Genomic DNA, 20,439 nt, shown 5'->3' with positions numbered 1-20,439 from the left:
TCCTCAGGGTCGCCGTCGGGCGGGAGGCGCGGTGCTGGAGCGGCATGCGTCCCGGGCCACCCGCCGCGCCCGGGAGTTCGAGGCGTTCGTCGCGGGCGCGGCCGGGCGGCTGCTGCACGCCGCCACGCTGCTCACCGCGGAGGCCCCGGACGACAACCCCCGCGCGCGGCGCCTGCTGACGCTGTCACTGGCTCACACGTACGCGCGCTGGGACCGGCTGCGCGGCGAGGACCCCTACGACCGCACCCGTTCGCACCTGGCCACCCGCTTCGCACGCGGCGCGTGGCACCACTTCGGCGGACTCGGCCGCTCCCGGCCGCATCCCGCGAGCCCCATGGCCCCGCTGACCCCCCAGGAGCGGCTGATCCTGGTGCTCAGGCTCTACGAGGGCGTCGCCGAGGAGCAGACGGCGGCCCTGCTCGGCCTGTCCCCGGAACGCGTACGCGCGATCTGCCACCGGGCGACCTCGACCCTGCTGCACCGGCAGCGGGACCCGGCGCCCGCGGTGACGGCCGCGAAGGCGGTGCCGTCATGAGAACGGCCGGCGACCGGAGGGCGCGATGAGGGAGAACGACCGCGACGCGGCCGTACGGCGGCTGCTGGAGCAGTCGCCGCGGCCCCTGCCGCCGGAGATCCACACGGAGGCGGTGCGCCGGGGGGCCCGCCTCCTGCGACGCAGGACATTCGCCCGCCGCATGATGTGGCTGCTGCTCTTCTCGGCTGCCGTGGCGTTCACCGTGTGGGCGCTGACGGCCCGCCCGTGGGTGGAGCCGCCGTCCGACACGACTCCACCCCTCACCGGCTGGTGATTCCGCCGAGGGCTTGTCAGCCCAGCGCCTGCTGGAGGTCCTCCAGCAGGTCGTCGGCGTTCTCGATGCCCACCGACAGACGCACCAGGTCGGCCGGGACCTCCAGCGCCGAACCGGCCACGGAGGCGTGCGTCATACGGCCGGGGTGCTCGATCAGCGACTCGACGCCGCCCAGGGACTCGCCCAGGGTGAAGATCTTGGCCCGGTTGCAGACCTCGACGGCCGCTTCCTCGCCGCCCTCGACGCGGAAGGAGACCATGCCGCCGAACGACTTCATCTGCTTGGCGGCGACCTCGTGCCCCGGGTGCTCCGGCAGGCCCGGGTACAGCACGCTGCTCACGCGCGCGTGCCGGGTGAGCATGTCGGCGACCTTGACCGCGTTCTCGCTGTGCCGGTCCATGCGCACGGAGAGGGTCTTGGTGCCGCGCAGCACCAGCCAGGAGTCGAACGGCCCGGCCACCGCGCCCATCGCGTTCTGGTGGAAGGCCAGCTCCTCGCCCAGGGCGGCGTCGGCGGTGATCAGGGCGCCGCCGACGACGTCGGAGTGACCGCCCATGTACTTCGTCAGCGAGTGCACGACGACGTCCGCGCCCAGCGACAGCGGCTGCTGGAGGTAGGGCGTGGCGAAGGTGTTGTCGACGACGAGGCGGGCGCCCGCGTCCCGGGCGACCTGGGCGACGGCGGCGATGTCGGTGATGCCGAGCAGCGGGTTGGAGGGGGTCTCCACCCAGACGACCTTGGTCTTCGGGGTGAGGGCGGCCCGCACGGCGGCCGGGTCGCTGGTGTCGGCGACCGACCACTCCACGCCCCAGCGGGCGACGACCTTGGCGAACAGGCGGAACGTGCCGCCGTACGCGTCGTTCGGGATGACCACGTGATCGCCCGGGGTGAGCAGCGTACGCAGCAGGCAGTCCTCGGCCGCCAGCCCGGACGCGAACGCGAGACCGCGGCGGCCGCCCTCCAGGGCGGCGAGGTTCTCCTCCAGCGCGGTCCTGGTGGGATTGGCGCTGCGGCTGTACTCGTAGCCGCCGCGCAGCCCGCCGACGCCGTCCTGCTTGTAGGTGGAGACCTGGTAGATCGGCGGGACGACCGCGCCCGTCAGGGGGTCGGCGGTGTTGCCCGCGTGGATCGCGAGCGTCTCGAAGTGCTGACTGATGTGCCTGTCGCTCATGAGCACCGAGGGTAGTGCGCCGACGCGAAGAGTGCGGGGGGACTGGTCGAGCCGGGGTTTTCCACAGGTTCCGGGAGCAGGTTGGCCAATTGTCGGCGCCGTCTGGTTCGCTTGTCGTATGGAGATTCTCTGGGTCCTGATCGCCCTGGTCATGCTGGGCTTCGTGCTGCTCCCCTTCCTGCGGCGCAGGCGCGGTGCGATAGGGCTGGTCTCGCCGGACCACCCGGACGCGGCGGACCCGGCGAACTACGGCTTCGTCCTGGAGGAGGAGCTCGACATCCGCATGCCCGGCCCCGACCAGGACCTGCTGGACGTCCTGGACGTGGTGCAGCGCACCCAGGACTACCGAGCGGCACAGCAGCTCCTGGCGGGTACCGAGACGGAGGGCGAGCGGCGCTGGCAACGCGTGCAGGCCTTCGCGGGTGCGGCCTCGCTGGAGCTCGCCCGGCGCCCCGGCGGGGTGAGCGAGGCTCCGGGCGGGCAGTGGCTGCGGGTGTGGCGGGCCGAGGCGCCCAAGGACGCGGGCGGTGCGGCGGTGCACGCCGAGTTCCTGGTGCAGCAGGCGTGGCGGACGGCGACCCCGGGGACGGACGAGTTCCGCATCATCATGGAGGAGGCGAGGACGGCGTGCGGCGAGGCGGCGCTGCTCGCCCCCGGCGACCCGATCCCGTACATCGTCGAGCTGTCGGTGGCCCGCGGCCTCGGCTACTCCCAGAAGGACTTCGAGCAGATCTGGCTGAAGATCCTGGACCGCGCCCCGGCCCACATGGGGGCGCACCTGGCCGCGCTGCACTACTGGTGCGAGAAGTGGCACGGCTCGCGCGCCGAGGCGTACGCGTTCGCCGAGGCCGCGGCGGCCCGGGCCCCCCGGGGCTCCCTCCTCTCGGCGATGCCCCTCTTCGGGGTGTTCGAGCACCTCCCCGAGGTGACCCTCGTCGCGAACTTCTGGCAGAGCGAGGTCGTCACGAAGGCGGTCCACGGCGCGCTGCACGCGGTGCACTCGGCCCGCCCGGACGACCCGATGCTCGCCCACGTGCGGCACATGCTGGTGTTCTTCCTGGTCCGCGGTGAGCGCTGGTCGGAGGCCATGAACCAGCTGATACACATCGACGGCCATGTGGGCGCCCTGCCGTGGACGCTGTCCGCCGACCCGGCGGCGGAGTTCGCGGTGTACCGGGCGCTGGCGGTGGCGGGCTACGAGGCGAACGGCGGCAGCCCGGCGAGCCTGCCGCACTGAGGTCCGTCCGTGCCGGGCCCCACCGGAATTCCGGTGGGGCCCGGCACGTTGACAGGGCCGTCGCCCCGATTGGAGACCGCATGTTCCTGCACAGCCGCACGCCCCGGTTGCCGACTCCCGAGCAGGCGCTGCCCGGCCGCCCGGAGCCGGCGTTCACGGTCCCCGACCGCCACACCGTCCTCGGCAACCCGCTGCTCGGCCCCTACCCCGAGGGCCTGCGGACCGCCGACTTCGGCCTGGGCTGCTTCTGGGGCGCCGAGCGCACGTTCTGGCAGCTCCCGGCCGGTGTCTGGACGACCCTCGTCGGCTACCAGGGCGGCCACACCGAGAACCCCACGTACGAGGAGGTCTGCTCGGGCCTGACCGGCCACACGGAGGTCGTGCGCGTGGTCTTCGACCCGGAGCAGATCTCGTACGAGCGCCTGCTGAAGACGTTCTGGGAGTCCCACGACCCCACACAGGGCTTCCGCCAGGGCAACGACCGGGGCACGCAGTACCGCTCGGCGATCTACACCCACACCCCCGAGCAGGAGGCCGCCGCCAAGGCTTCCCGCGAGGCGTACCAGAAGGTCCTCACGTCGTCCGGCTACGGTGGCATCACCACGGAGATCGTGACGGCACAGGGCCGCCCCTTCTACCCGGCGGAGGGCTACCACCAGCAGTACCTGGACAAGAACCCGGCGGGCTACTGCGGCATCGGTGGCACGGGAGTGTCCTGCCCGATCGGGGTGGCCAGGGCCGATGGCTGAGCCCTCGACGTCTGCCGCGGACCTCGGCGGAGGCTGGATCCTCGCGGAGAATCTGCGGCCGTTCTGCGAGTCGGTCGCCGAGTTCTCGGGCTACGACTTCGACGACTCGGACTGGCAGGCCGTCGAGAACGCCCTTCCCGGCACGGACGTGGAGAAGCCCGACGGCTGGTACGACTACCCGCTGTCGGGCCGGACGCCGCTGACCCTGCTGGTCGCGGACGATCCCGGCTCGTCCGTCGTCTTCGTGCGGCTCACGGGGGAACTCGATGACCGCACGCGGACGCGGATCGAAACGGTCCTGTACGTCTTCAGCATGTACGCCGTTCGCTGACAGGCGTTCTTCGGGGGCCGGGCTGCCCCGGGCATACTGTCAGCCCATAGGGTGCCTGCGTGACTGCGCCCCTGAGTACCGACAGATCCCGTGCCGCGCTGCGGATAACCGCCCGGGTCTCCGCCGAGTTGCTGCTGGTGTTCGCCATGTCGGCCGTGGCGTTGTGGCTGCTGGGCCGCATGTGGTCGGTGGTGTGGCCGCTCGTGGTCGGGCTGCTGCTGACCACCCTGACCTGGCCCGCGGCCCGGCTCCTGCGCCGGCGCGGATGGCCGCCCGCGCTGGCCGCGTCGGTCGTGACCGTGCTGTTCCTGCTGGTCGCCGCCGGTGTCGTGGCACTGATCGCCGTGCCGGTGGCCTCCCAGTCCGGGGAGCTGACCGACGGTGTCGTGGAGGGCATCCAGCGGCTGCGCGAGTGGGCCGCCGGGCCGCCGCTGAACATCGGGGACGCGCAGATCAACAAAGCCTTCGACAGCGCGGTCTCCCGCGCCCAGGAGGGCCTCGGCAGCATGGTGGGCGCCGTCGTCACCGGGGTGAGCACCGTGGTGAACGGCGTCGTCACCGCCGTCCTCGCGCTCTTCCTCATGTTCTTCTTCCTCAAGGACGGTCCCCGGTTCCTGCCGTGGCTGTCCCGTCAGCTGCCCGGCCGGCTGGCCACCGACGTGCCGACCGTGTGCGCCCGCGGCTGGGACACCCTGGGCGCCTTCGTGCGGTCCCAGGCGGCCGTCGGCCTGCTCGACGCCGTCCTGATCGGCCTGGGGCTGTGGATCCTGGGCGTGCCGCTGGTGCTTCCGCTGGCGGTGCTGACCTTCGTCTCGGCGTTCGTGCCGATCGTCGGCGCCCTGTTCGCCGGTTTCGTCGCGGTCCTCATCGCCCTGGTCTACAACGGCCTGACGGACGCGCTGATCGTGCTGGTGATCATCGTGGTGGTGCAGCAGCTGGAGGGCAACGTCTTCCAGCCCATGATCCAGAGCCGTGGTCTCGGCCTCCACGCGGCCGTCGTGCTGCTGGCGGTGACCCTGGGCGGCAGCCTGGCCGGCATCGTGGGCAGCCTGCTCGCCGTGCCCGTGGCCGCGCTGATCGCGGTGGTGTGGAACTACGCGCGCGAGCAGCTCGCCGATCCGGCGGGCGAACCGGCGGCCGGCGGACCGGGGCCCGACGGTCCGGACTCCGGAGGTGCCGCCGCGGCGCAGCGGCCTCCTGGAGACTCCTGACGCGCGAACGGCCCCGCCCCGGTGGCGGGGCCGTTCCTCGCTTGCGAGTGTGCAGGCGAGAGGAGAGCCACCCCATGATTCCTGTCGCCGCGTCACCCGTGCGTCTGGAGGCGTCCGTCGATCCCCGCCTGTCCCGGTGGATGTGGCTGGTGAAGTGGCTGCTCGCCCTCCCGCACTACATCGTGCTGGTGTTCCTGTGGATCGCGTTCGTCGTCGTGACCGTGATCGCCTTCTTCGCCATCCTGTTCACCGCCCGCTACCCGCGGGCCCTCTTCGACTTCAACGTCGGCGTGCTCCGCTGGAACTGGCGGGTCGGCTACTACGCGCACACCGCGCTCGGCACCGACCGGTACCCGCCCTTCACCCTCGCCGACGTGCCCGGCTACCCGGCGCGTTTCGACGTCGCCTATCCGGAGCGGCTGTCCCGGGGACTGGTCCTGGTGAAGTGGTGGCTGCTGGCGATCCCGCAGTACATCGTCGTCGCGCTGTTCACCGGGGGCGGATGGGGCAGCCGGGACGGCTGGCGGGGCGGGCTGATGCCCTTCCTCTCCCTGGTCGCCGTCGTCGTCCTGCTCTTCACCGCCCGTTACCCGCGGCACCTCTTCGACTTCCTGATCGGCCTGGCCCGCTGGGCGGCCCGGGTGACGGCCTACGCCGCGCTGCTGACGGATCAGTACCCGCCCTTCCGGCTCGACCAGGGCGGGCAGGAACCCCCGGCGGCGTCTCCGCCGGCACCACCACCGGCCACCCCGATGACCAAGGCCTGACCCCGCGAAGGGCGCAATCCGCAGCGGAAGCGTTTCCTCCCGCTCTACGCTCCCTCGCATGGTTCTCAGACGAGCGTTACAGCTGATCATGGTCGTCGCTCTGGCCCTCGCGGGGGCGGTCCAGGGCGGGGAGAGCACGGCACGGGCCGAGGAGAACGGGACGTCGACGGGGCGGCAACTGCTGTTCTACAACCATGCCTACGGAGTGCTCGACCGGGCGACCGCGGACGCCGTCGAGCACTCCTCCTATCTGCGCGACTTCGCCGACTTCCAGGTCCGCACCACCACCGGCTCCGGCGGGCAGACGTGGACCGGCCGCTATCTGATGGGACGCGAGACCTACTTCGAGTTGTTCGGGGTGGGTGATGTGCCCGGCAAGGACGGCACCCTCGGCTCCGCCGGCCTGGGCGTGTCCACCGAGCGCGCCGGTGACCTGCCCACGGTGATCGAGCGGCTGCGGAAGGCCGGGATCAGCGACCCGGTCGAGTTCCGGCAGACGCGCGACTTCGGCGACGGCGTCCCGGTGCCCTGGTTCGACGCGGTCTTCACCACCGACCAGTACGACCTCTTCGGCGCCTGGGGGATGGAGTACCGGCCGGAGTACTTCGCCGACCCGCGCGGCAACACCGAGCCCGCCTCCCACCCCGGTGACGTGGGCCGGGAGCGCTATCTGTCCGACGCCTACCGCGACCATCTGATGCGGGACGTGACCGGCGTCCGGCTCGCGGTGACCGCACGCGACCTCGCCGGTACGGTGCCGCTGCTGAAGGCCGGCGGGTTCGCCGTCCGGTCCCTGCCGGGCGGGGGCATCGTCGCGAAGGGCGGCGGCACCACGATCCGGTTCGACGCCGTGCCCTTGGACCAGGTGGGCCTCAAGCGGGTCGAGATGTCGCTGAACCGGCCGGTGCCGGACCGGCACGTGGAGCGGATCGGTCACTCGGCCCTTGTGGTCGGCCCGGGCTCCCGCGCGGTGTGGACCTTCGAGGACCAGGACCGGCCGAACGGGCCGAGCGGGTCCGACCGCGCCGGCGGGGCGGGGCAGGGCTCCTAGCGGACGCCCTCTGGCCCCAGCCTCTCCTCCAGGAACTCCTCCCACGTCCGCTTCCCCGCCTCCGCTCCCTCCAGCGTCAGGTTCGTCCCCGCCCGGTACGCCCGCCCGGCCTTGCCCGGGATGCGCACCGGCAGCATGGGGCGGCGCCTGCCGCGCAGGCGGAGGTAGGGGCGGGCCAGGGCGGCGAGGTCGTGGACGTGCGGCCCGGTCAGGTCCGGGACCGGGCCGGACGGGGCGCCGAGGGCCAGCTCCGCGAGGCGGGCGGCGACCTCGCGCGCGTCGACCGGCTGGAGCCGGAGGCCGCCGGGGACAGGGAACACCGGCAGTTTCGCCATCTTCTCGACCATGGTGAGCGTGAGGTCGTGGAACTGGGCCGCGCGCAGGGTCGTCCACGGAATGCCCGAGTCGGCGACGGCCCGCTCCGACTCCAGCTTCGTCCGCATCCAGGCCAGCGGGACCCGGTCGGCCCCGATGACCGAGATGTAGAGCAGATGCCGAACGCCGGCCCGGGACGCGGCGCGCACCAGGGCGCGGGTGGCCTCGTCGTCGCCCTTGGGGCCGCCCGCCAGGTGCAGCACGGTCTCCGCGCCGTCGACGGCCGCCTCCACGCCCTCGCCCGTCAGCAGGTCGCCGGTGACGTGCTCGACGCCGTCCGCGGCGGGGCGGGCGTGCCGGGTGAGGATCCGTACGTCGTGGCCGCAGGCGCGCAGCAACGGGACGACGTGGCCGCCCAGGGTGCCCGTGCCGCCGGTGACCAGGATCGGTGCTGTCATGTCTGCTCCCCAGCTCTTTGGTGTCGCTTTCGCCGGTATGACGCGCGGCGGCGCGACGATGTGACGAGCGGGGGTGCGGCAGGCTCAGCCGCCGCTGCCGTAGGGCCGCGTGATGATCTCCAGGCGGTGTCCGTCGGGGTCGTTGAAGTAGGCTCCGCGGCCGCCGTCGTTGTGGTTGATCTCGCCGGGCCGGCTGTGGAACGGGTCCGCCCAGTACGTCAGGCCGGCCTTCTGGACGCGGCCCAGGATCTCGTCGAACTCGTCCTCCGAGACGAGGAAGGCGTAGTGCTGCGGCGAGATGGTTTCGGAGCTGTCCATGAAGTCGAGAGTCACTCCGTTGGAGATCTCGACCGGGAGGAAGGGGCCGTAGGGCGGACTCACGTCGAGGCCCAGGAGATCGGCGAGGAAGCGGGCGGAAGCGCGCTTGTCGTGTGCGGCGACGATGGTGTGGTTCAGCTGCACGGTCATGGCGGGCCTCCCCTGACGTACCTGGCGAACCCCTCTGGTGCACTCCCCCACGTGTACCCCGCGTGCGCCCCGTCGTGCACCGGGAATGCCCTGAGGGCCCCGGCGCGCGGCCGGGGCCCTCAGGGCTGCTGCACGGGAGGCCGGGCGTCAGATCGTCGCCGTGTCGATCACGAACCGGTAGCGCACGTCGCTGGCCTGGACCCGCTCGTACGCCTCGTTGATCTGGTCACCGCTGATGAGCTCGATCTCGGCGCCGAGGCCGTGCTCGGCGCAGAAGTCCAGCATCTCCTGGGTCTCGGCGATGCCGCCGATCATGGAGCCGGCGAGGGTCTTGCCGCCGCCGATCACCGAGAAGAGGTTGAGGGAGACGGGCTCCTCGGGGGCGCCGACGTTCGCCAGCGTGCCCTCGGTCCTCAGCAGCGACAGGTAGGCGTTGAAGTTGAGCGGGGCGGACACCGTGGACACGATGAGGTCGAACGTGCCGGCCAGCTCCTCGAAGGTCTTCGGGTCGCTGGTGGCGTAGTAGTGGTCGGCGCCCAGCCGCAGGCCGTCCTCCTGCTTGCGCAGGGACTGCGACAGCACGGTCACCTCGGCGCCCAGCGCGTGGGCGATCTTCACGCCCATGTGGCCGAGGCCGCCCAGGCCGACGATCGCGACCTTCTTGCCGGGACCGGTGCCGAAGCGCTTGAGCGGGGAGTAGAGGGTGATGCCGGCGCACAGCAGCGGGGCCGCGACGTCGAGGGACAGGCCGTCGGGGATGCGGACGACGAAGTTCTCGTCGACGACGACGTTCTCCGAGTAGCCGCCGTAGGTGGGCTCGCCGTCCTTGCCGATGCCGTTGTACGTCGGGACGTTGCCCTGCACGCAGTACTGCTCCCGGCCGGCCTTGCAGTTCTCGCACTCGCGGCAGGAGTCGACCATGCAGCCCACGCCCACGCGGTCGCCGACGGCGAACTTCGTGACGCCCGGGCCGACCGCGGAGACGACACCGGCGATCTCGTGGCCGGGGACCATCGGGAAGATCGCCTCACCCCAGCCCTCCTGGGCCTGGTGGATGTCGGAGTGACAGATGCCGGCGAACTTGATGTCGATCAGGACGTCGAACTCGCCGACCTCGCGGCGCTCGATGGTGGTGCGCTCCAGCGGAGCCTTGGGAGCGGGAGCGGCGTACGCAGCAACAGTGGTCATGCCGGGGGTTCTCCTAGCGGGGGTCGTGCGCCCGGCTGCCTTCTGGATCTTCTGACCGGGCACGATCACCAGCCTGCCCGATCCGCGGGCACTCACCCAGACCACGCTTTTGCGTACGCACACGGTGCGTACCACTGGCGGGGTCAGGCTCGTGTGCGTACGACCGTGAATACTGGACGGCATGGACGAACAGCCCGAACTCGCACCGACGGCCGGTGGCGGCCTGGACCGGCGCGCGGAGCTCAGTGAGTTCCTGCGCACCCGGCGGGCCCGGCTGAAGCCCGAGGACGTGGGACTGCCCGACTTCGGGCGGCGACGGGTGCCCGGACTGCGCCGGGAGGAGCTGGCGCAGCTGGCCGGGGTGTCCGTGGCGTACTACACACGGCTGGAGCAGGGCAACGGCCGCAACGTCTCGGCGGAGGTGCTGGACGCGATCGCGCGCGCCCTGCGGCTGAGTGACGCCGAGCACGCGCACCTGATGCATCTGGCGAAGCCGAAGCAGCACAAGAAGAAGCCGGTGGCGCGCAGCCAGCAGGTGCGGCCGGCGCTGCGGCACCTGCTGGACTCGATCGACAGCGTCCCGGCGTACGTCGTCGGCCGCCGCTCGGACATCCTGGCCTGGAACCGGATGGCGGCGGCCCTCTTCGGCGACTGGGCGGAGCTGCCGGCCCAGGAGCGGAACTGGGCGCGGATGGTCTTCCTGCGGCCCGACTACCGCGAGCTGTTCGTCGAGTGGGACCAGAAGGCGGCCGACATCGTCGGCTACCTTCGTATGGACGCGGGCTGCCACCCGGACGACCCGCAGCTGTCCGCCCTGGTGGGCGAGCTGTCGGTGAAGAGCGAGGAGTTCCGCCGACTCTGGGCCGCGCACGACGTCAAGGAGAAGAGCTACGGCGTCAAGCGCATGCGCCACCCCCTGGTCGGCGACCTGACGCTGTCCTTCGAGACGTTCCGCCTGGTCGACGACGCCGAGCAGTCCCTGATCACGTACCACGCGGAACCGGGCACACCGTCGGCGGAGGCCCTGCGCCTGCTGGCGAGCTGGGGGGCGGACGCGACGCGCTCGGGGGCCAGGGCTTCGACGCCGTCGGAGTGAGCGCCGGCGTATCAGTCCGGTACGCCGAGGTCCTCCCGCATGAGCCTGCGCATCGCCGACAGCCTCGGCTCGGCCTCCTTCAGCTCGCGAAGGGCGCCCTGCGCGCTCTCCCCGTCGCGGGCCACACCGCGGTCGAGCCGCTTGACCGCCGCGTCGATGCCCGCGAGGACCTCATTGACGGACCGCGAGGCGTCGAGGATGCGCTCCGGCACGATCATCTGGGCCTCGGCGTACCGGTCCCGGTAGTCGCGCCGGGTCTCTTCGAGCTGGTCGCGCTCGGCATCGCCGTAGACCCCGTCGCGGAGGCGGTGCAGGGCGTCCTTCAGGAGCGTGTGGAACTGGCGTGAGGCTCTGTTCATCGCCGTGTACGCGTCTCTGCGCTCCTCGAAGCGCCGTCGCCGCTCGTCGGCCCGGGTCTCCTCGTCCCGCTGCCGGGCGGAGAGCCGCTGGCCGAGCACCGGCGCGAACAGCGTTCCGAGGACGCCCACCACGGCGGTGATCATGGCGGTCACTGCGGCGGTCATGCGAGGACCCTACCGACGCGGCGGGCCCGCCGGAAGCCGAAGCTCCCGACGGGCCCTCAACGCGCGTGCGCTACCGCTTACTTGCCGTAGTACGCGTTGTAGATCGAGATCGTCGACTTGTTGCCCTTCTTGTCGGCGATCTTGGCGTGGAAGGAGATGGCCTTCCCCTTCGCCGGGTTCTTGACGCTCACCTTGCCGTCCTTGACGGTGAGCTTCTTCCAGGTCTTGCCGTAGTCGTACGACGCGTACACCGACAGCGACTTCAGGTTGCTGCCCTTGGCCGCGCCCTCGACGGTGACCGGGACCTTGACGGTCTTGTCGGCCGGGACCTTGCTGTCCAGGCCCGTGGTCGCGAGGAAGCGGGCCGTGGAGACGGGCAGCTTCGTGATGTCGTTGGTCTTCTTCGAGCGGAACGTCCAGCTGGCGTCGACGCGGGTGGAGGCCGCGGCGACCTTGACGCTGCGCTTGACCGACGTCGTCAGCTTGTACTCGGCCTCACCGGCCGGGACCTTGAACTGCTTGTCACCGAACAGCGGGTCGTCGTTGCTGCCGACCTTGGTGCCGTTGCGGTACAGGGTCGTGTTGACCGACGAGAACTTCGAGTAGCCCACGTTGCCCTTGCCGTCGGCGAACAGCGGCAGGGAACCGTAGATCTGGTTGCCCTCACGGATGACACCGAAGTCGCTGGTCAGGCGCGGTCCGAAGACGGCCGTGTTCACGGTCTTCGAGTAGCTCTTGCCGGCGGCGAACGAGTGCGTGCCCAGCGTGTAGGCGGCCTCGTCGACCGGGAAGCCGTCCGCGTCCACACCGCCGTACTGGCTGAACTCCAGCTGCCACTTCACGCCGCTCTGGGCGGACAGGTGGAGCGTGCGGGTACCGGGCAGGGTCTGCTGAATGCCGATCGAGGAGGCACCGGAGCTCCACGGCATCCAGCCCACCGCGTTGATCGCGCCCTTCTTGCCGCTCGCCGCGGCGCCGAGGCCGGCCTTCACCGTGGCGAGCTCACTCGCCTTGTAGTGCTTGGTGAAACCGGTGGCGAGCTGCTTGACCGGGCCGCCGGCGACGACGTCGTACTCCTCCTTGTCGCCCTTGGACCAGTGGCCGTCCCACTGCTGGGTCACCGAACCGTCGGTGATCTGCGGGCCGATGTGGGCGGTGCGGAAGTTGTCGTACGAGTCCAGCCACCAGCCGTAGCCGTAGCTGCTGTCAGCGGTTTCCACCGTGTAGTCGGCGGAGGCGAACTCCGACTTGACGCCCGTGGCGGGAACGGTGATGTCCACCGGCTTGGCCTTGCGGGCGTCCAGCGTGATCGTCGTGTTCTTGCCGACGTTCAGCTTGGGCTGCGCGAGCCAGTCGGCGCCCTCGAACTTCTCCGGGTCGTCGCCCGCGTAGATGCTCGTGTTGAGGATGTAGGTGCCCTTGGGGACACGGGCGGTGACGGTGCCGTCCTCGTCGTACGGCATGGCCCCCTTGCCCTTGCCCAGGCCCGCGATCCCGGTCAGGTCGGCGCTGTAGTTCTTCGCCGCATTGCCGTCGCGGTCGAGGAACTTCAGGGTGACGTCGTACGACTCGACCTCGCGCTGCACAGCGGCCGCCGTGCGGACGGTCTGGCCGCCGCCCGTCGCCGTCACGTACGCCGAGTACGCGCCGTCGACCGTGCCGCCGAGCTTGGTGTCGACGGTGAACGGCACGGTGGCCTTGCCGCCGGCCGGGACCGTCACCGAGGTGGCGCCGAGCTTGAAGAAGCCGGCCGGGACGGCCTGGCCCTTGGGGTTGGTGGCCGTCGACGTCAGCTTCAGCGTGACGTCCTTCGTACCGAGGTTGCGGTACGTCAGTTCCTTGGTGACCGGCTTGTCGTCGGTGTGCGGCCACTGCTGCACACCGAAGCTCACCGAGACCGGCTCGGCGATCACGGACTGCTTGATGGCCTTGTCGACCTGGATGCGGCCCGAACCCTGCTGGAAGGGGGTGTACTTGCCGCCCTTGGTGGAGCCGGTGAGGGCGCCCTTCAGCTCGGCGTACTTCCAGGCCGGGTGCTGCTGCTTGAGGATCGCCGCCGCGCCCGCGACATGCGGGGTCGCCATCGACGTGCCGGAGATCGTCATGTAGCCGGCCGGCTTCTCGCCGACCTCCTGGGCTATCTGGTTGCCCGGGGCGGAGGCCGCGGTGATGTCCACGCCGGGCGCGGTCACGTCGGGCTTGAGGGCGCCGTCCATGCCGGGGCCGCGGCTGGAGAAGTCGGCCAGCTTGTCCTTGTCGTCGACCGCGCCGACGGTCAGGGCCGCGGCGGCGCTGCCCGGGGAGCCGACGGTCTGCTCGCCGAAGTCGCCCTCGTTGCCCGCCGCGATGGCGAACAGGACGCCCTTCTCCTCGGACAGCTTGTTCACCGCCGCTTCCAGCGGGTCGATCGCGGGCGTGTCGCCGCCGCCCAGGCTCAGGTTGACGACGTCGGCGCCCTCGGCTACGGCCCACTCCATGCCGGCGAGGATCTCGGAGTCGCTGCCGAATCCGCCGTCGTCGAGGACCTTGCCGTTGAGGATCTTCGCGCCGGGCGCGACGCCCTTGTACTTGCCGCCGGACTTCTTGCCGGTGCCGGCCGCGATGGAGGCGACGTGCGTGCCGTGGCCGACCTTGTCGGAGGCGTCGGGCGAGGTGGTGAAGTTCTTGGCGCCGATCACCTGACCCTTGAGGTCGTCGTGGGTGGCGTCGACACCGGTGTCCAGGACGGCGATCTTGACGCCCTTGCCGTCGTAACCGGCCGACCACGCCGTGGGCGCGCCGATCTGCGGGACGGACTTGTCGAGGCTGGCCTTGCGGACGCCGTCGAGCCAGACGTGCGCGATACCGGAGGCGGTCTTCTCGCCGTTGGTGAGCGCGTCCCAGAGCTCGGGCGTGTCCTTCTGCGGCGTCTGCACCGCGTCCGCGTTCACGGACTTCAGCGCGTGGCTCAGGGTGCCCGCGTCGCGGACGTCGGCCTTGGTGGCCGCTGCGCTGCCGCGGTAGCCGACGATGACCTTCAGGCCCTTCTTCTGGGCCTTGCGGGTGGTGGACTTGTTCAGCTCGGTGACGTCGAAGAGCCGCTGGTCCAGCTTGCCGGTGGCGACCAGGCGGGCCGCGTCGGCCGGGATGACGAGGGTGTGGCCGTCGAGCTTGCGGATCTGGACGGGGACGTGCTCCCGGCCCTTGGCGTGCTCCAGGCCGATGACACGGCCCTTGGCGTCCAGGACGACCCGGTCGCCGGTGATCAGTGTGACGCGGTGCTTGGCGGTAAGGGACGCCGGCTTGGCGGCCGCTGCCGCCTGCTCGCCGTCGGCCGACGCCGGGCTGGTCATGCCCGCCGCCAGGGCCACGGCCGCCGCGGTGGCGACTGTGGCGGCGTACGCCCTTTTCACTTGTCTGCGCAAGTTTCCCCCTTGCAGAAGAACCGGGTGAATTCCCCGTTCACCCGGCCGGGGGTGGTCTCGTACGCATGCCCGTACACCCCCCGGAATACGCAGTATGCCGAGGGGTGATCAGGTGCTCAATAGATGAGAGGAGGGTAAGAATTCCGTCGGCCGACTGTTACACGGCCGTCGGAACTCCGTTACAGGACGGGGTGGTTACGCACGCGTGTTCTCCTTGACGCTGATCCGGCCCTTGCGGATCGTCGCCAGGCGCGGAGCCTTCTGCGCGATCGCCGAGTCGTGGGTGACCATCACGAAGGTCAGGCCGAGTTCCTTCCACATGCGCTCGAGTACATCCATGATCTCGTCGCGTGTCGACTCGTCGAGATTTCCGGTGGGTTCGTCGGCGAGGAGCACTTTCGGTTGTTTCACGAGGGCTCGGGCGATGGCGACACGTTGCTGCTGACCGCCGGGCAGATGCGCCAGACGCTCGCCGAGACCGACCGACTTCAGTGCCTCGGCGGCCTGTTCGCGTCGCTGTTTCGGCTTCACGCCGAGGGGGACGAGGGCGGTCTCCACGTTTTCCTGCGCGGAGAGCGTCGGGATGAGGTTGAAGGACTGGAAGACGAAACCGATGCTTTCGCTCCGCACGCGGGTGAGTCTCGCCTCCGGCAGTGCGGCGAGGTCGGTGCCGTCCAGGACGACCTGGCCGGAGGTGGGGCGGTCGAGACCGCCGAGCATCTGCAGCAGGGTGGACTTGCCGCCGCCGGTGGGGCCCTGGATGACCAGCCTGTCCCCGTCGGGGATGGTCAGGTCGATGCCGTCGAGTGCGGGGACGGTGTCTTTGGACCGGGTGTAGTGCTTGGTGACGGCTCTCAGTTCGTACATGGTGGGAGCTCCTGAATCGTCTGTGAGTGCGGGCGGGTGGGGGCTTGTCGCGCGGTTCCCCGCGCCCTTGAGGTGCGTTGTGCCGTCGGCCTGAGGGGAGCGCCTACTCCACCCGCCGCAGTGCGTCCGCCGGGCGCAGCCGGGAGGCCCGCCACCCACCGAACGCGCCCGCGATCAGGCCGCCCGCAACGGCGAGCCCCACCGCGAGCGCGATCGTCGTCAGGGCGACCGGGGCGGTGAGGGCGACATCGAGGGTCGTGGCCGCCGCCTCACGGCCCGGGCCGCCCCGGAAGCCCCCGAAGCCCGCACCTCCGGTCCCGCCACCACCCAACTGGGCCTGGAGCGTGGGGCTCACGGCGGTCACCGCATACGCCCCCGCCAGCCCCAGCGCGATCCCCAGCGCCCCGCCCACCAGGCCGTTGACCACCGCCTCTCCGACCACCTGCCGGGTCACCCGGCCCACGTCCAGCCCAGCGCCTTGAGCGTGCCGAACTCACGCACCCGGCGGGAGACCGCCGAGGACGTCAGCAGGCCCGCCACCAGGAAGGCGGCCACGAGCACCACGGTCGACAGCCACGTGCCGACCCTCGCGGCCAGCGACGAGGCCGTGGACAGGGAGCCGGAGACGGTGTCGGCGAGGTCGGCGGAGGTGGTGACCGTCGTGCCCGAGACGTTCTTCCAAGCGCGATGCCCAGCGCGAGTCCGGAGGCGACGACGAGGGCCGCCTTTCTGCGGCGGCGCAACTCGCGCCTCAGATAGGTGAAGAACATGGCCGCAAGTTAGGGACGGTCTGTGATGAGGGCTTGAGCCGCGCATAAGAGCCGGATGAGAAGAGGCGAAAGGCCGCCGCCCACCCCCGGCGGGGGTGGGCGGCGGCCTTTCGTCAGTGGAGGCGGCGAGTGGTCAGGCCGCCGAACCGGCCTTCCAGTCGGCCCAGCTCATGTTCCAGCCGTTGAGGCCGTTGTCCGGCGCGACCGTCTTGTCGCCGGTGTTCTCGACGACCACGACGTCACCGATGATCGAGTTGTTGTAGAACCACGCGCCCGGCGTGTTCGGGTCATTGGCGCCCTTGGCGTCCTGCAGGCCCACACAGCCGTGGCTCGTGTTGACGCTGCCGAAGATGGACTTCGCGCCCCAGTAGTTGCCGTGGATGAACGTGCCGGAGCTGGAGAGGCGGATGGCGTGCGGCACGTCCTTGATGTCGTACTCGCCCTTGCCGTCGTCGTCCGTGAAGCCCACGGTCGCGCCGTTCATGCGCGTCTCCTTGAACTTCTCGGACATCACCATGATGCCCTCGTAGGTCTTGTTCTCGGGCGAGCCGGCGGAGATCGGGATCGTGCGGACGACCTTGCCGTCCTGCGTGATCTTCATCTGCTTGGTCTTCGCGTCGACGTAGGAGACCTGGTTGCGGCCGATCTTGAAGGTGACCGTCTTCTGCTGGACACCGAAGACGCCCTTGGCTCCCTCGACACCGTCGAGCGCGAGCTTCAGCGTGACGGTGGAGCCTTCCTTCCAGTAGTCCTCGGGCCGGCAGTCCATGCGGTTGGCGTTGAACCAGTGGCAGGCGACCTCCTGGCCGCCGGTCGTGCTGACCTTGATGCCCTTCTGGACGGCCGCCTTGTTGGTGATCGCCTTGTCGAAGTTGATCGAGACCGGCATGCCGACGCCCACCGTGGTGCCGTCGTCCGGCGTGAAGTTGCCGATGAAGCTGTTGGCCGGGGAGACCGTGGTGAACGAGGCGTTCTCGTGGGCGACGCGACCGTCGGAGTCCTTCGCCTCGGCCGCCAGCTTGTAGGTGGTGGACCGCTCCAGCTGCGTGGTGGGCTTCCAGCTGGTCTTGTCGGCGGATATCTGGCCGCTGACCTCGGTGCCCTCCGACGTCGTCATCTTCACGTCCGTGAGCGTGCCCTTGCTCACGGTGACGGCGGCGGAGTTGTTGATGGAGGCGTTGTCGGAACCGTCCTCGGGCGTGATCTTGATCTGGGCCTCGGAGGTCTTCTTCGCCGCCGCCTCGTCGACCTTCGACTGGGAGCTGTCCCCTCCGTCGCTCCCGGCGCTGTCGTCGCCTCCGGAGCAGGCCGAGAGCATCAGCACTCCGCCGAGCAGTGCGGACGCGACCGTCAGGCCCTTGCGCCGCTTACTGACCGTCATCACACGCTTCTCCATCGTTGCCGATTTCCCCAAAACCCCGAGTGTCCCCGTCACACCTGAGTGCCCCCGCCACATCTGAGTGCCCCCGTCGGGACCCGTGAGTCCTCGTCCGGAACGTTCAACGCTACGACCGGTTCGCCCGGTTCCCCAGGTCGCGCAGGTGTGGGGATCACCACGTCCGTGACGGACGGTGCCCGTCGATACGGGTGCGGTCGGTGCGCCGTTTGAGACGCGAAGACCCCGGGCGGCGGTTGCCGCCCGGGGTCACGAGTTTCCCGAACAGCTCAGCCGTCGTTGTCGTGGCCATCATCCTCGTCGAGGTCCCACTCCGGCGAATCGGGGTCGTAGTCGATCCGCTCGCTGCTCCAGGAGGCCTGCTGGAGCTCCACCCCGGGTACCTGGCTGACCAGGTCGAACGGGTCCACGAGGTAGGCCAGGGCCTCCGCGGTGTCTTCCGTCACAGCGCCCTCGGCGTGGGCCCGTTCCGCCGCCGGCATCTCTGCCTCGTCGGCGATCCGGCGCAGCGCGGCCTTGGTGACCGCGTCCGCGTCGTCGACCTCGAGAACGACTTCCACCCGAACCCGTACAAAACGTGATGTCTCTGGAGTGCTCATGGCGCGAGCGTACGTCCAGGTCCTCCCGTGACTTTCCCGTGACCCGCGACTTTCACTAACATCGCCCCACACGGCCAATTCGCCAGCGCCACAAGGGGATCGATATTCCGTGTCATCCGCTCGCCGTCCGTTGCTGACCGCCACCGCCGCGGCGTCCTTGCTGGGCGCCCTGTGGTTCGTCCCGTCCGCGAACGCGACGTCGGACTCGCCGGTGAGAGACGCGGTCTCGACGAGCCCGTCGCCGCAGGTCACGGAGCAGGCTCGGATCGCGGCCACGACCGCGGACGCCTCCGTCACCGGCACCCGTCTCGCCGACACCGGCAGCTTCGACAGCACGCCGTACGTGATCGGCGGGACCTTCTGCCTGACGCTGGGCGCCGGGTTCGTCGTGTACTCGGTCCGCCGGGAACGGCTCGGCTTCTGACGGCCGTTGACGCGGGGCCCCGCCGGCGGCAGGGCCCCTGCCGCCCTACTGGAGCGGCCCGGTGACCTTCTCCACCGCGGCCAGCAGCCGCCCGTCCCGCACGAACGCGTCCGCCGCGGCGAGGTCGGGGGCGAGGAACCGGTCCGGTCCGGTGCCCTGAACCCCCGCCTCCCGCACGGCGTCGATGACCGCCCGCGTCGCGGGTGCCGGGGTCAGCCCCTCGCGCAACTCGACGGCGCGCGTGGCGGCGTAGAGCTCGATGGCGATGACACGGGTGAGGTTGTCGACGGCCGTGCGCAGCTTGCGCGCCGCCGACCAGCCCATCGAGACGTGGTCCTCCTGCATGGCGGAGGACGGGATCGAGTCGGCCGACGCGGGTACGGCGAGCCGCTTCAGTTCGCTCACCAGCGCGGCCTGTGTGTACTGAGCGATCATCAGGCCCGAGTCCACACCGGGGTCGTCGGCGAGGAACGGCGGCAGGCCGTGGCTGCGGTTCTTGTCGAGCAGCCGGTCGGTGCGCCGCTCGGCGATCGAGCCGAGGTCGGCGACGGCGATGGCGAGGAAGTCCAGCACGTAGCCGACGGGCGCCCCGTGGAAGTTGCCGTTGGACTCCACCCGGCCGTCGGGCAGGACGACGGGGTTGTCCACGGCGGCCGCCAGCTCGCGGTCGGCGACCAGCCGGGCGTGGGCCATGGTGTCCCGCCCGGCGCCGGCGACCTGCGGGGCGCAGCGCACCGAGTAGGCGTCCTGGACGCGCGGGGCGTCGTCCTGGTGGTGCCCGGTCAGGCCCGACCCCTTCAGCACGGCCAGCATGTTGGCGGCGCTGGCGGCCTGCCCCGGGTGCGGGCGGATGGCGTGCAACTCGGGGGCGAGGACCTTGTCGGTGCCGAGCAGGGCCTCCAGCGACAGGGCGGCGGTGACGTCGGCGGACCGGTAGAGCGTGTCCAGGTCGGCCAGGGCCATCACCAGCATGCCGAGCATGCCGTCGGTGCCGTTGAGGAGGGCGAGGCCCTCCTTCTCGCGCAGTTCGACCGGCTGGATGCCGTGCGCGGCGAGGAGTTCGGCGGCCGGGCGCACGACACCGTCGGGGCCCTCGGCGTCGCCCTCGCCCATGAGCGCCAGCGCGCAGTGGGACAGCGGCGCGAGGTCGCCGGAGCAGCCGAGGGAGCCGTACTCGTGCACGACCGGGGTGATCCGGGCGTTGAGGAGGTCGGCCATGGTCTGCGCGACCTCGGGCCGTACGCCGGTGTGCCCGGAGCAGACGGTCTTGAGCCGCAGGAACATCAGGGCGCGGACGACTTCGCGCTCCACGGCCGGACCCATCCCGGCGGCGTGCGAGCGGACGATGTTGCGCTGGAGCTGGGCGCGCAGCTCCGGGCTGATGTGCCGGGTCGCCAGGGCACCGAAGCCGGTGCTCACGCCGTACACGGGGTCCGGCTTGGCCGCCAGCGCGTCCACGATCTCGCGGGCCGCGGCGAGGGCGGCCACGGCCTCCTCGGAGAGCTCGACGCGGGCGCCGCCGCGCGCCACGGCGAGCACGTCGGACGCGGTCACTCCCGACGTCCCCACCACCACAGTGTGCATATCCATATTCAGGAGCGTAC

Annotated in this window: 20 protein-coding genes and 1 pseudogene; 10 read left to right on the top strand and 11 right to left on the bottom strand. The window is 70.9% G+C overall.

Translation table 11 applies throughout. The features are described 5' to 3' along the window. Positions 1 to 31 precede the first annotated feature (31 nt). A complete protein-coding gene (locus ACFY9E_RS26480) occupies positions 32 to 535 on the top strand; it encodes a sigma factor-like helix-turn-helix DNA-binding protein (protein ID WP_390988076.1) in 504 nt (167 codons plus the stop codon). A 25-nt stretch (positions 536 to 560) separates the two neighbouring features. Continuing rightward, on the top strand, positions 561 to 809 hold the full coding sequence (locus ACFY9E_RS26475; protein WP_390988075.1) for a hypothetical protein: 249 nt from the start codon (positions 561 to 563) through the stop codon (positions 807 to 809). 16 nt (positions 810 to 825) lie between these two features. Here the strand turns inward: ACFY9E_RS26475 and ACFY9E_RS26470 are convergent, their stop codons facing one another. Beyond that, positions 826 to 1,980: a cystathionine gamma-synthase gene (locus ACFY9E_RS26470; RefSeq protein WP_390988073.1), complete on the bottom strand. Its 1,155-nt coding sequence runs from the start codon at positions 1,978 to 1,980 to the stop codon at positions 826 to 828. A gap of 118 nt (positions 1,981 to 2,098) precedes the next feature. Here ACFY9E_RS26470 and ACFY9E_RS26465 point away from each other — a divergent pair, with 118 nt between their 5' ends. The 6 genes from ACFY9E_RS26465 (at position 2,099) to ACFY9E_RS26440 (ending at position 7,326) form a co-directional block, all read left to right on the top strand. Further along, complete coding sequence (locus ACFY9E_RS26465; protein ID WP_390988071.1) at positions 2,099 to 3,217, top strand: hypothetical protein; 1,119 nt, start codon at positions 2,099 to 2,101, stop codon at positions 3,215 to 3,217. 80 nt (positions 3,218 to 3,297) lie between these two features. After that, on the top strand, positions 3,298 to 3,966 hold the full coding sequence (msrA, locus tag ACFY9E_RS26460; RefSeq protein WP_390988069.1) for a peptide-methionine (S)-S-oxide reductase MsrA: 669 nt from the start codon (positions 3,298 to 3,300) through the stop codon (positions 3,964 to 3,966). After that, positions 3,959 to 4,297 carry a hypothetical protein gene (locus tag ACFY9E_RS26455; RefSeq protein WP_390988068.1) on the top strand — a complete coding sequence of 113 codons (339 nt, stop codon included), beginning with the start codon at positions 3,959 to 3,961 and terminating at the stop codon, positions 4,295 to 4,297. The genes msrA and ACFY9E_RS26455 overlap by 8 nt, the downstream gene beginning before the upstream one ends. Before the next feature lie 59 nt (positions 4,298 to 4,356). Beyond that, positions 4,357 to 5,508, top strand: a complete 1,152-nt coding sequence (locus ACFY9E_RS26450) for an AI-2E family transporter (protein WP_390988066.1) — start codon at positions 4,357 to 4,359, stop codon at positions 5,506 to 5,508. 74 nt (positions 5,509 to 5,582) lie between these two features. Next, positions 5,583 to 6,275, top strand: coding sequence for a DUF4389 domain-containing protein (locus ACFY9E_RS26445; RefSeq protein WP_390988065.1), 693 nt, complete (start codon positions 5,583 to 5,585; stop codon positions 6,273 to 6,275). Positions 6,276 to 6,357: 82 nt separating this feature from the next. Then, positions 6,358 to 7,326 (top strand): DUF5829 family protein, encoded by a 969-nt coding sequence (locus ACFY9E_RS26440; RefSeq protein WP_390988394.1) that lies wholly within the window; start codon positions 6,358 to 6,360, stop codon positions 7,324 to 7,326. On the opposite strand, the gene ACFY9E_RS26435 is transcribed toward ACFY9E_RS26440, so the two are convergent. The 3 genes from ACFY9E_RS26435 to ACFY9E_RS26425 form a co-directional block, all read right to left on the bottom strand. Then, positions 7,323 to 8,099, bottom strand: a complete 777-nt coding sequence (locus ACFY9E_RS26435) for an NAD(P)H-binding protein (RefSeq protein ID WP_390988063.1) — start codon at positions 8,097 to 8,099, stop codon at positions 7,323 to 7,325. The genes ACFY9E_RS26440 and ACFY9E_RS26435 overlap by 4 nt on opposite strands. An 84-nt stretch (positions 8,100 to 8,183) precedes the next feature. Further along, positions 8,184 to 8,567 (bottom strand): VOC family protein, encoded by a 384-nt coding sequence (locus tag ACFY9E_RS26430; protein WP_390988061.1) that lies wholly within the window; start codon positions 8,565 to 8,567, stop codon positions 8,184 to 8,186. 147 nt (positions 8,568 to 8,714) lie between these two features. Beyond that, the gene (locus tag ACFY9E_RS26425; RefSeq protein ID WP_390988059.1) at positions 8,715 to 9,755 is read right to left on the bottom strand and encodes an alcohol dehydrogenase catalytic domain-containing protein; all 1,041 of its coding nucleotides are present in this window, start codon (positions 9,753 to 9,755) and stop codon (positions 8,715 to 8,717) included. 181 nt (positions 9,756 to 9,936) lie between these two features. On the opposite strand from ACFY9E_RS26425, the gene ACFY9E_RS26420 reads away from it, so the two are divergent. Beyond that, positions 9,937 to 10,851, top strand: coding sequence for a helix-turn-helix domain-containing protein (locus ACFY9E_RS26420; protein ID WP_390988057.1), 915 nt, complete (start codon positions 9,937 to 9,939; stop codon positions 10,849 to 10,851). 11 nt (positions 10,852 to 10,862) lie between these two features. On the opposite strand, the gene ACFY9E_RS26415 is transcribed toward ACFY9E_RS26420, so the two are convergent. From ACFY9E_RS26415 to ACFY9E_RS26390, 6 genes and pseudogenes are all read right to left on the bottom strand, one after another. Continuing rightward, a complete protein-coding gene (locus ACFY9E_RS26415) occupies positions 10,863 to 11,375 on the bottom strand; it encodes a hypothetical protein (protein WP_390988055.1) in 513 nt (170 codons plus the stop codon). Positions 11,376 to 11,452: 77 nt separating this feature from the next. After that, positions 11,453 to 14,707 carry a S8 family serine peptidase gene (locus tag ACFY9E_RS26410; RefSeq protein ID WP_390988392.1) on the bottom strand — a complete coding sequence of 1,085 codons (3,255 nt, stop codon included), beginning with the start codon at positions 14,705 to 14,707 and terminating at the stop codon, positions 11,453 to 11,455. Positions 14,708 to 14,974: 267 nt separating this feature from the next. After that, a complete protein-coding gene (locus ACFY9E_RS26405) occupies positions 14,975 to 15,646 on the bottom strand; it encodes an ATP-binding cassette domain-containing protein (protein WP_390988054.1) in 672 nt (223 codons plus the stop codon). A gap of 103 nt (positions 15,647 to 15,749) precedes the next feature. Then, positions 15,750 to 16,324: pseudogene (locus tag ACFY9E_RS26400) on the bottom strand (ABC transporter permease); the annotation flags it as partial. 225 nt (positions 16,325 to 16,549) lie between these two features. Continuing rightward, positions 16,550 to 17,797, bottom strand: coding sequence for an Ig-like domain-containing protein (locus ACFY9E_RS26395; RefSeq protein WP_390988053.1), 1,248 nt, complete (start codon positions 17,795 to 17,797; stop codon positions 16,550 to 16,552). Between the two features lie 284 nt (positions 17,798 to 18,081). Beyond that, complete coding sequence (locus ACFY9E_RS26390; protein WP_390988051.1) at positions 18,082 to 18,372, bottom strand: hypothetical protein; 291 nt, start codon at positions 18,370 to 18,372, stop codon at positions 18,082 to 18,084. 148 nt (positions 18,373 to 18,520) lie between these two features. Between ACFY9E_RS26390 and ACFY9E_RS26385 the strand changes: the two genes are divergently transcribed. Then, positions 18,521 to 18,835, top strand: a complete 315-nt coding sequence (locus ACFY9E_RS26385) for a hypothetical protein (protein ID WP_390988049.1) — start codon at positions 18,521 to 18,523, stop codon at positions 18,833 to 18,835. Positions 18,836 to 18,880: 45 nt separating this feature from the next. Here the strand turns inward: ACFY9E_RS26385 and hutH are convergent, their stop codons facing one another. Beyond that, a complete protein-coding gene (gene hutH, locus ACFY9E_RS26380; RefSeq protein WP_390988390.1) occupies positions 18,881 to 20,419 on the bottom strand; it encodes a histidine ammonia-lyase in 1,539 nt (512 codons plus the stop codon). Positions 20,420 to 20,439: the final 20 nt, after the last annotated feature.

This window comes from Streptomyces sp. NPDC012466, from assembly GCF_042955215.1.
Lineage (GTDB): Bacteria > Actinomycetota > Actinomycetes > Streptomycetales > Streptomycetaceae > Streptomyces.
The sequence above is the reverse complement of the archived record's forward strand: the minus strand, read 5'-3'. Positions and strand labels throughout refer to the sequence as shown.

Bases quoted from the DNA above. Each gene is read 5' to 3' on its own strand.
- ACFY9E_RS26465 (WP_390988071.1), top strand. From the start codon at position 2,099: ATGGAGATTCTCTGGGTCCTGATCGCCCTGGTCATGCTGGGCTTCGTG.
- ACFY9E_RS26445 (WP_390988065.1), top strand. From the start codon at position 5,583: ATGATTCCTGTCGCCGCGTCACCCGTGCGTCTGGAGGCGTCCGTCGAT.
- ACFY9E_RS26395 (WP_390988053.1), bottom strand. From the start codon at position 17,797: ATGACGGTCAGTAAGCGGCGCAAGGGCCTGACGGTCGCGTCCGCACTG.
- ACFY9E_RS26470 (WP_390988073.1), bottom strand. From the start codon at position 1,980: ATGAGCGACAGGCACATCAGTCAGCACTTCGAGACGCTCGCGATCCAC.
- ACFY9E_RS26425 (WP_390988059.1), bottom strand. From the start codon at position 9,755: ATGACCACTGTTGCTGCGTACGCCGCTCCCGCTCCCAAGGCTCCGCTG.
- ACFY9E_RS26410 (WP_390988392.1), bottom strand. From the start codon at position 14,707: ATGACCAGCCCGGCGTCGGCCGACGGCGAGCAGGCGGCAGCGGCCGCC.
- ACFY9E_RS26475 (WP_390988075.1), top strand. From the start codon at position 561: ATGAGGGAGAACGACCGCGACGCGGCCGTACGGCGGCTGCTGGAGCAG.
- msrA (WP_390988069.1), top strand. From the start codon at position 3,298: ATGTTCCTGCACAGCCGCACGCCCCGGTTGCCGACTCCCGAGCAGGCG.
- ACFY9E_RS26420 (WP_390988057.1), top strand. From the start codon at position 9,937: ATGGACGAACAGCCCGAACTCGCACCGACGGCCGGTGGCGGCCTGGAC.
- ACFY9E_RS26405 (WP_390988054.1), bottom strand. From the start codon at position 15,646: ATGTACGAACTGAGAGCCGTCACCAAGCACTACACCCGGTCCAAAGAC.
- ACFY9E_RS26455 (WP_390988068.1), top strand. From the start codon at position 3,959: ATGGCTGAGCCCTCGACGTCTGCCGCGGACCTCGGCGGAGGCTGGATC.
- ACFY9E_RS26435 (WP_390988063.1), bottom strand. From the start codon at position 8,099: ATGACAGCACCGATCCTGGTCACCGGCGGCACGGGCACCCTGGGCGGC.
- ACFY9E_RS26430 (WP_390988061.1), bottom strand. From the start codon at position 8,567: ATGACCGTGCAGCTGAACCACACCATCGTCGCCGCACACGACAAGCGC.
- hutH (WP_390988390.1), bottom strand. From the start codon at position 20,419: ATGCACACTGTGGTGGTGGGGACGTCGGGAGTGACCGCGTCCGACGTG.
- ACFY9E_RS26415 (WP_390988055.1), bottom strand. From the start codon at position 11,375: ATGACCGCCGCAGTGACCGCCATGATCACCGCCGTGGTGGGCGTCCTC.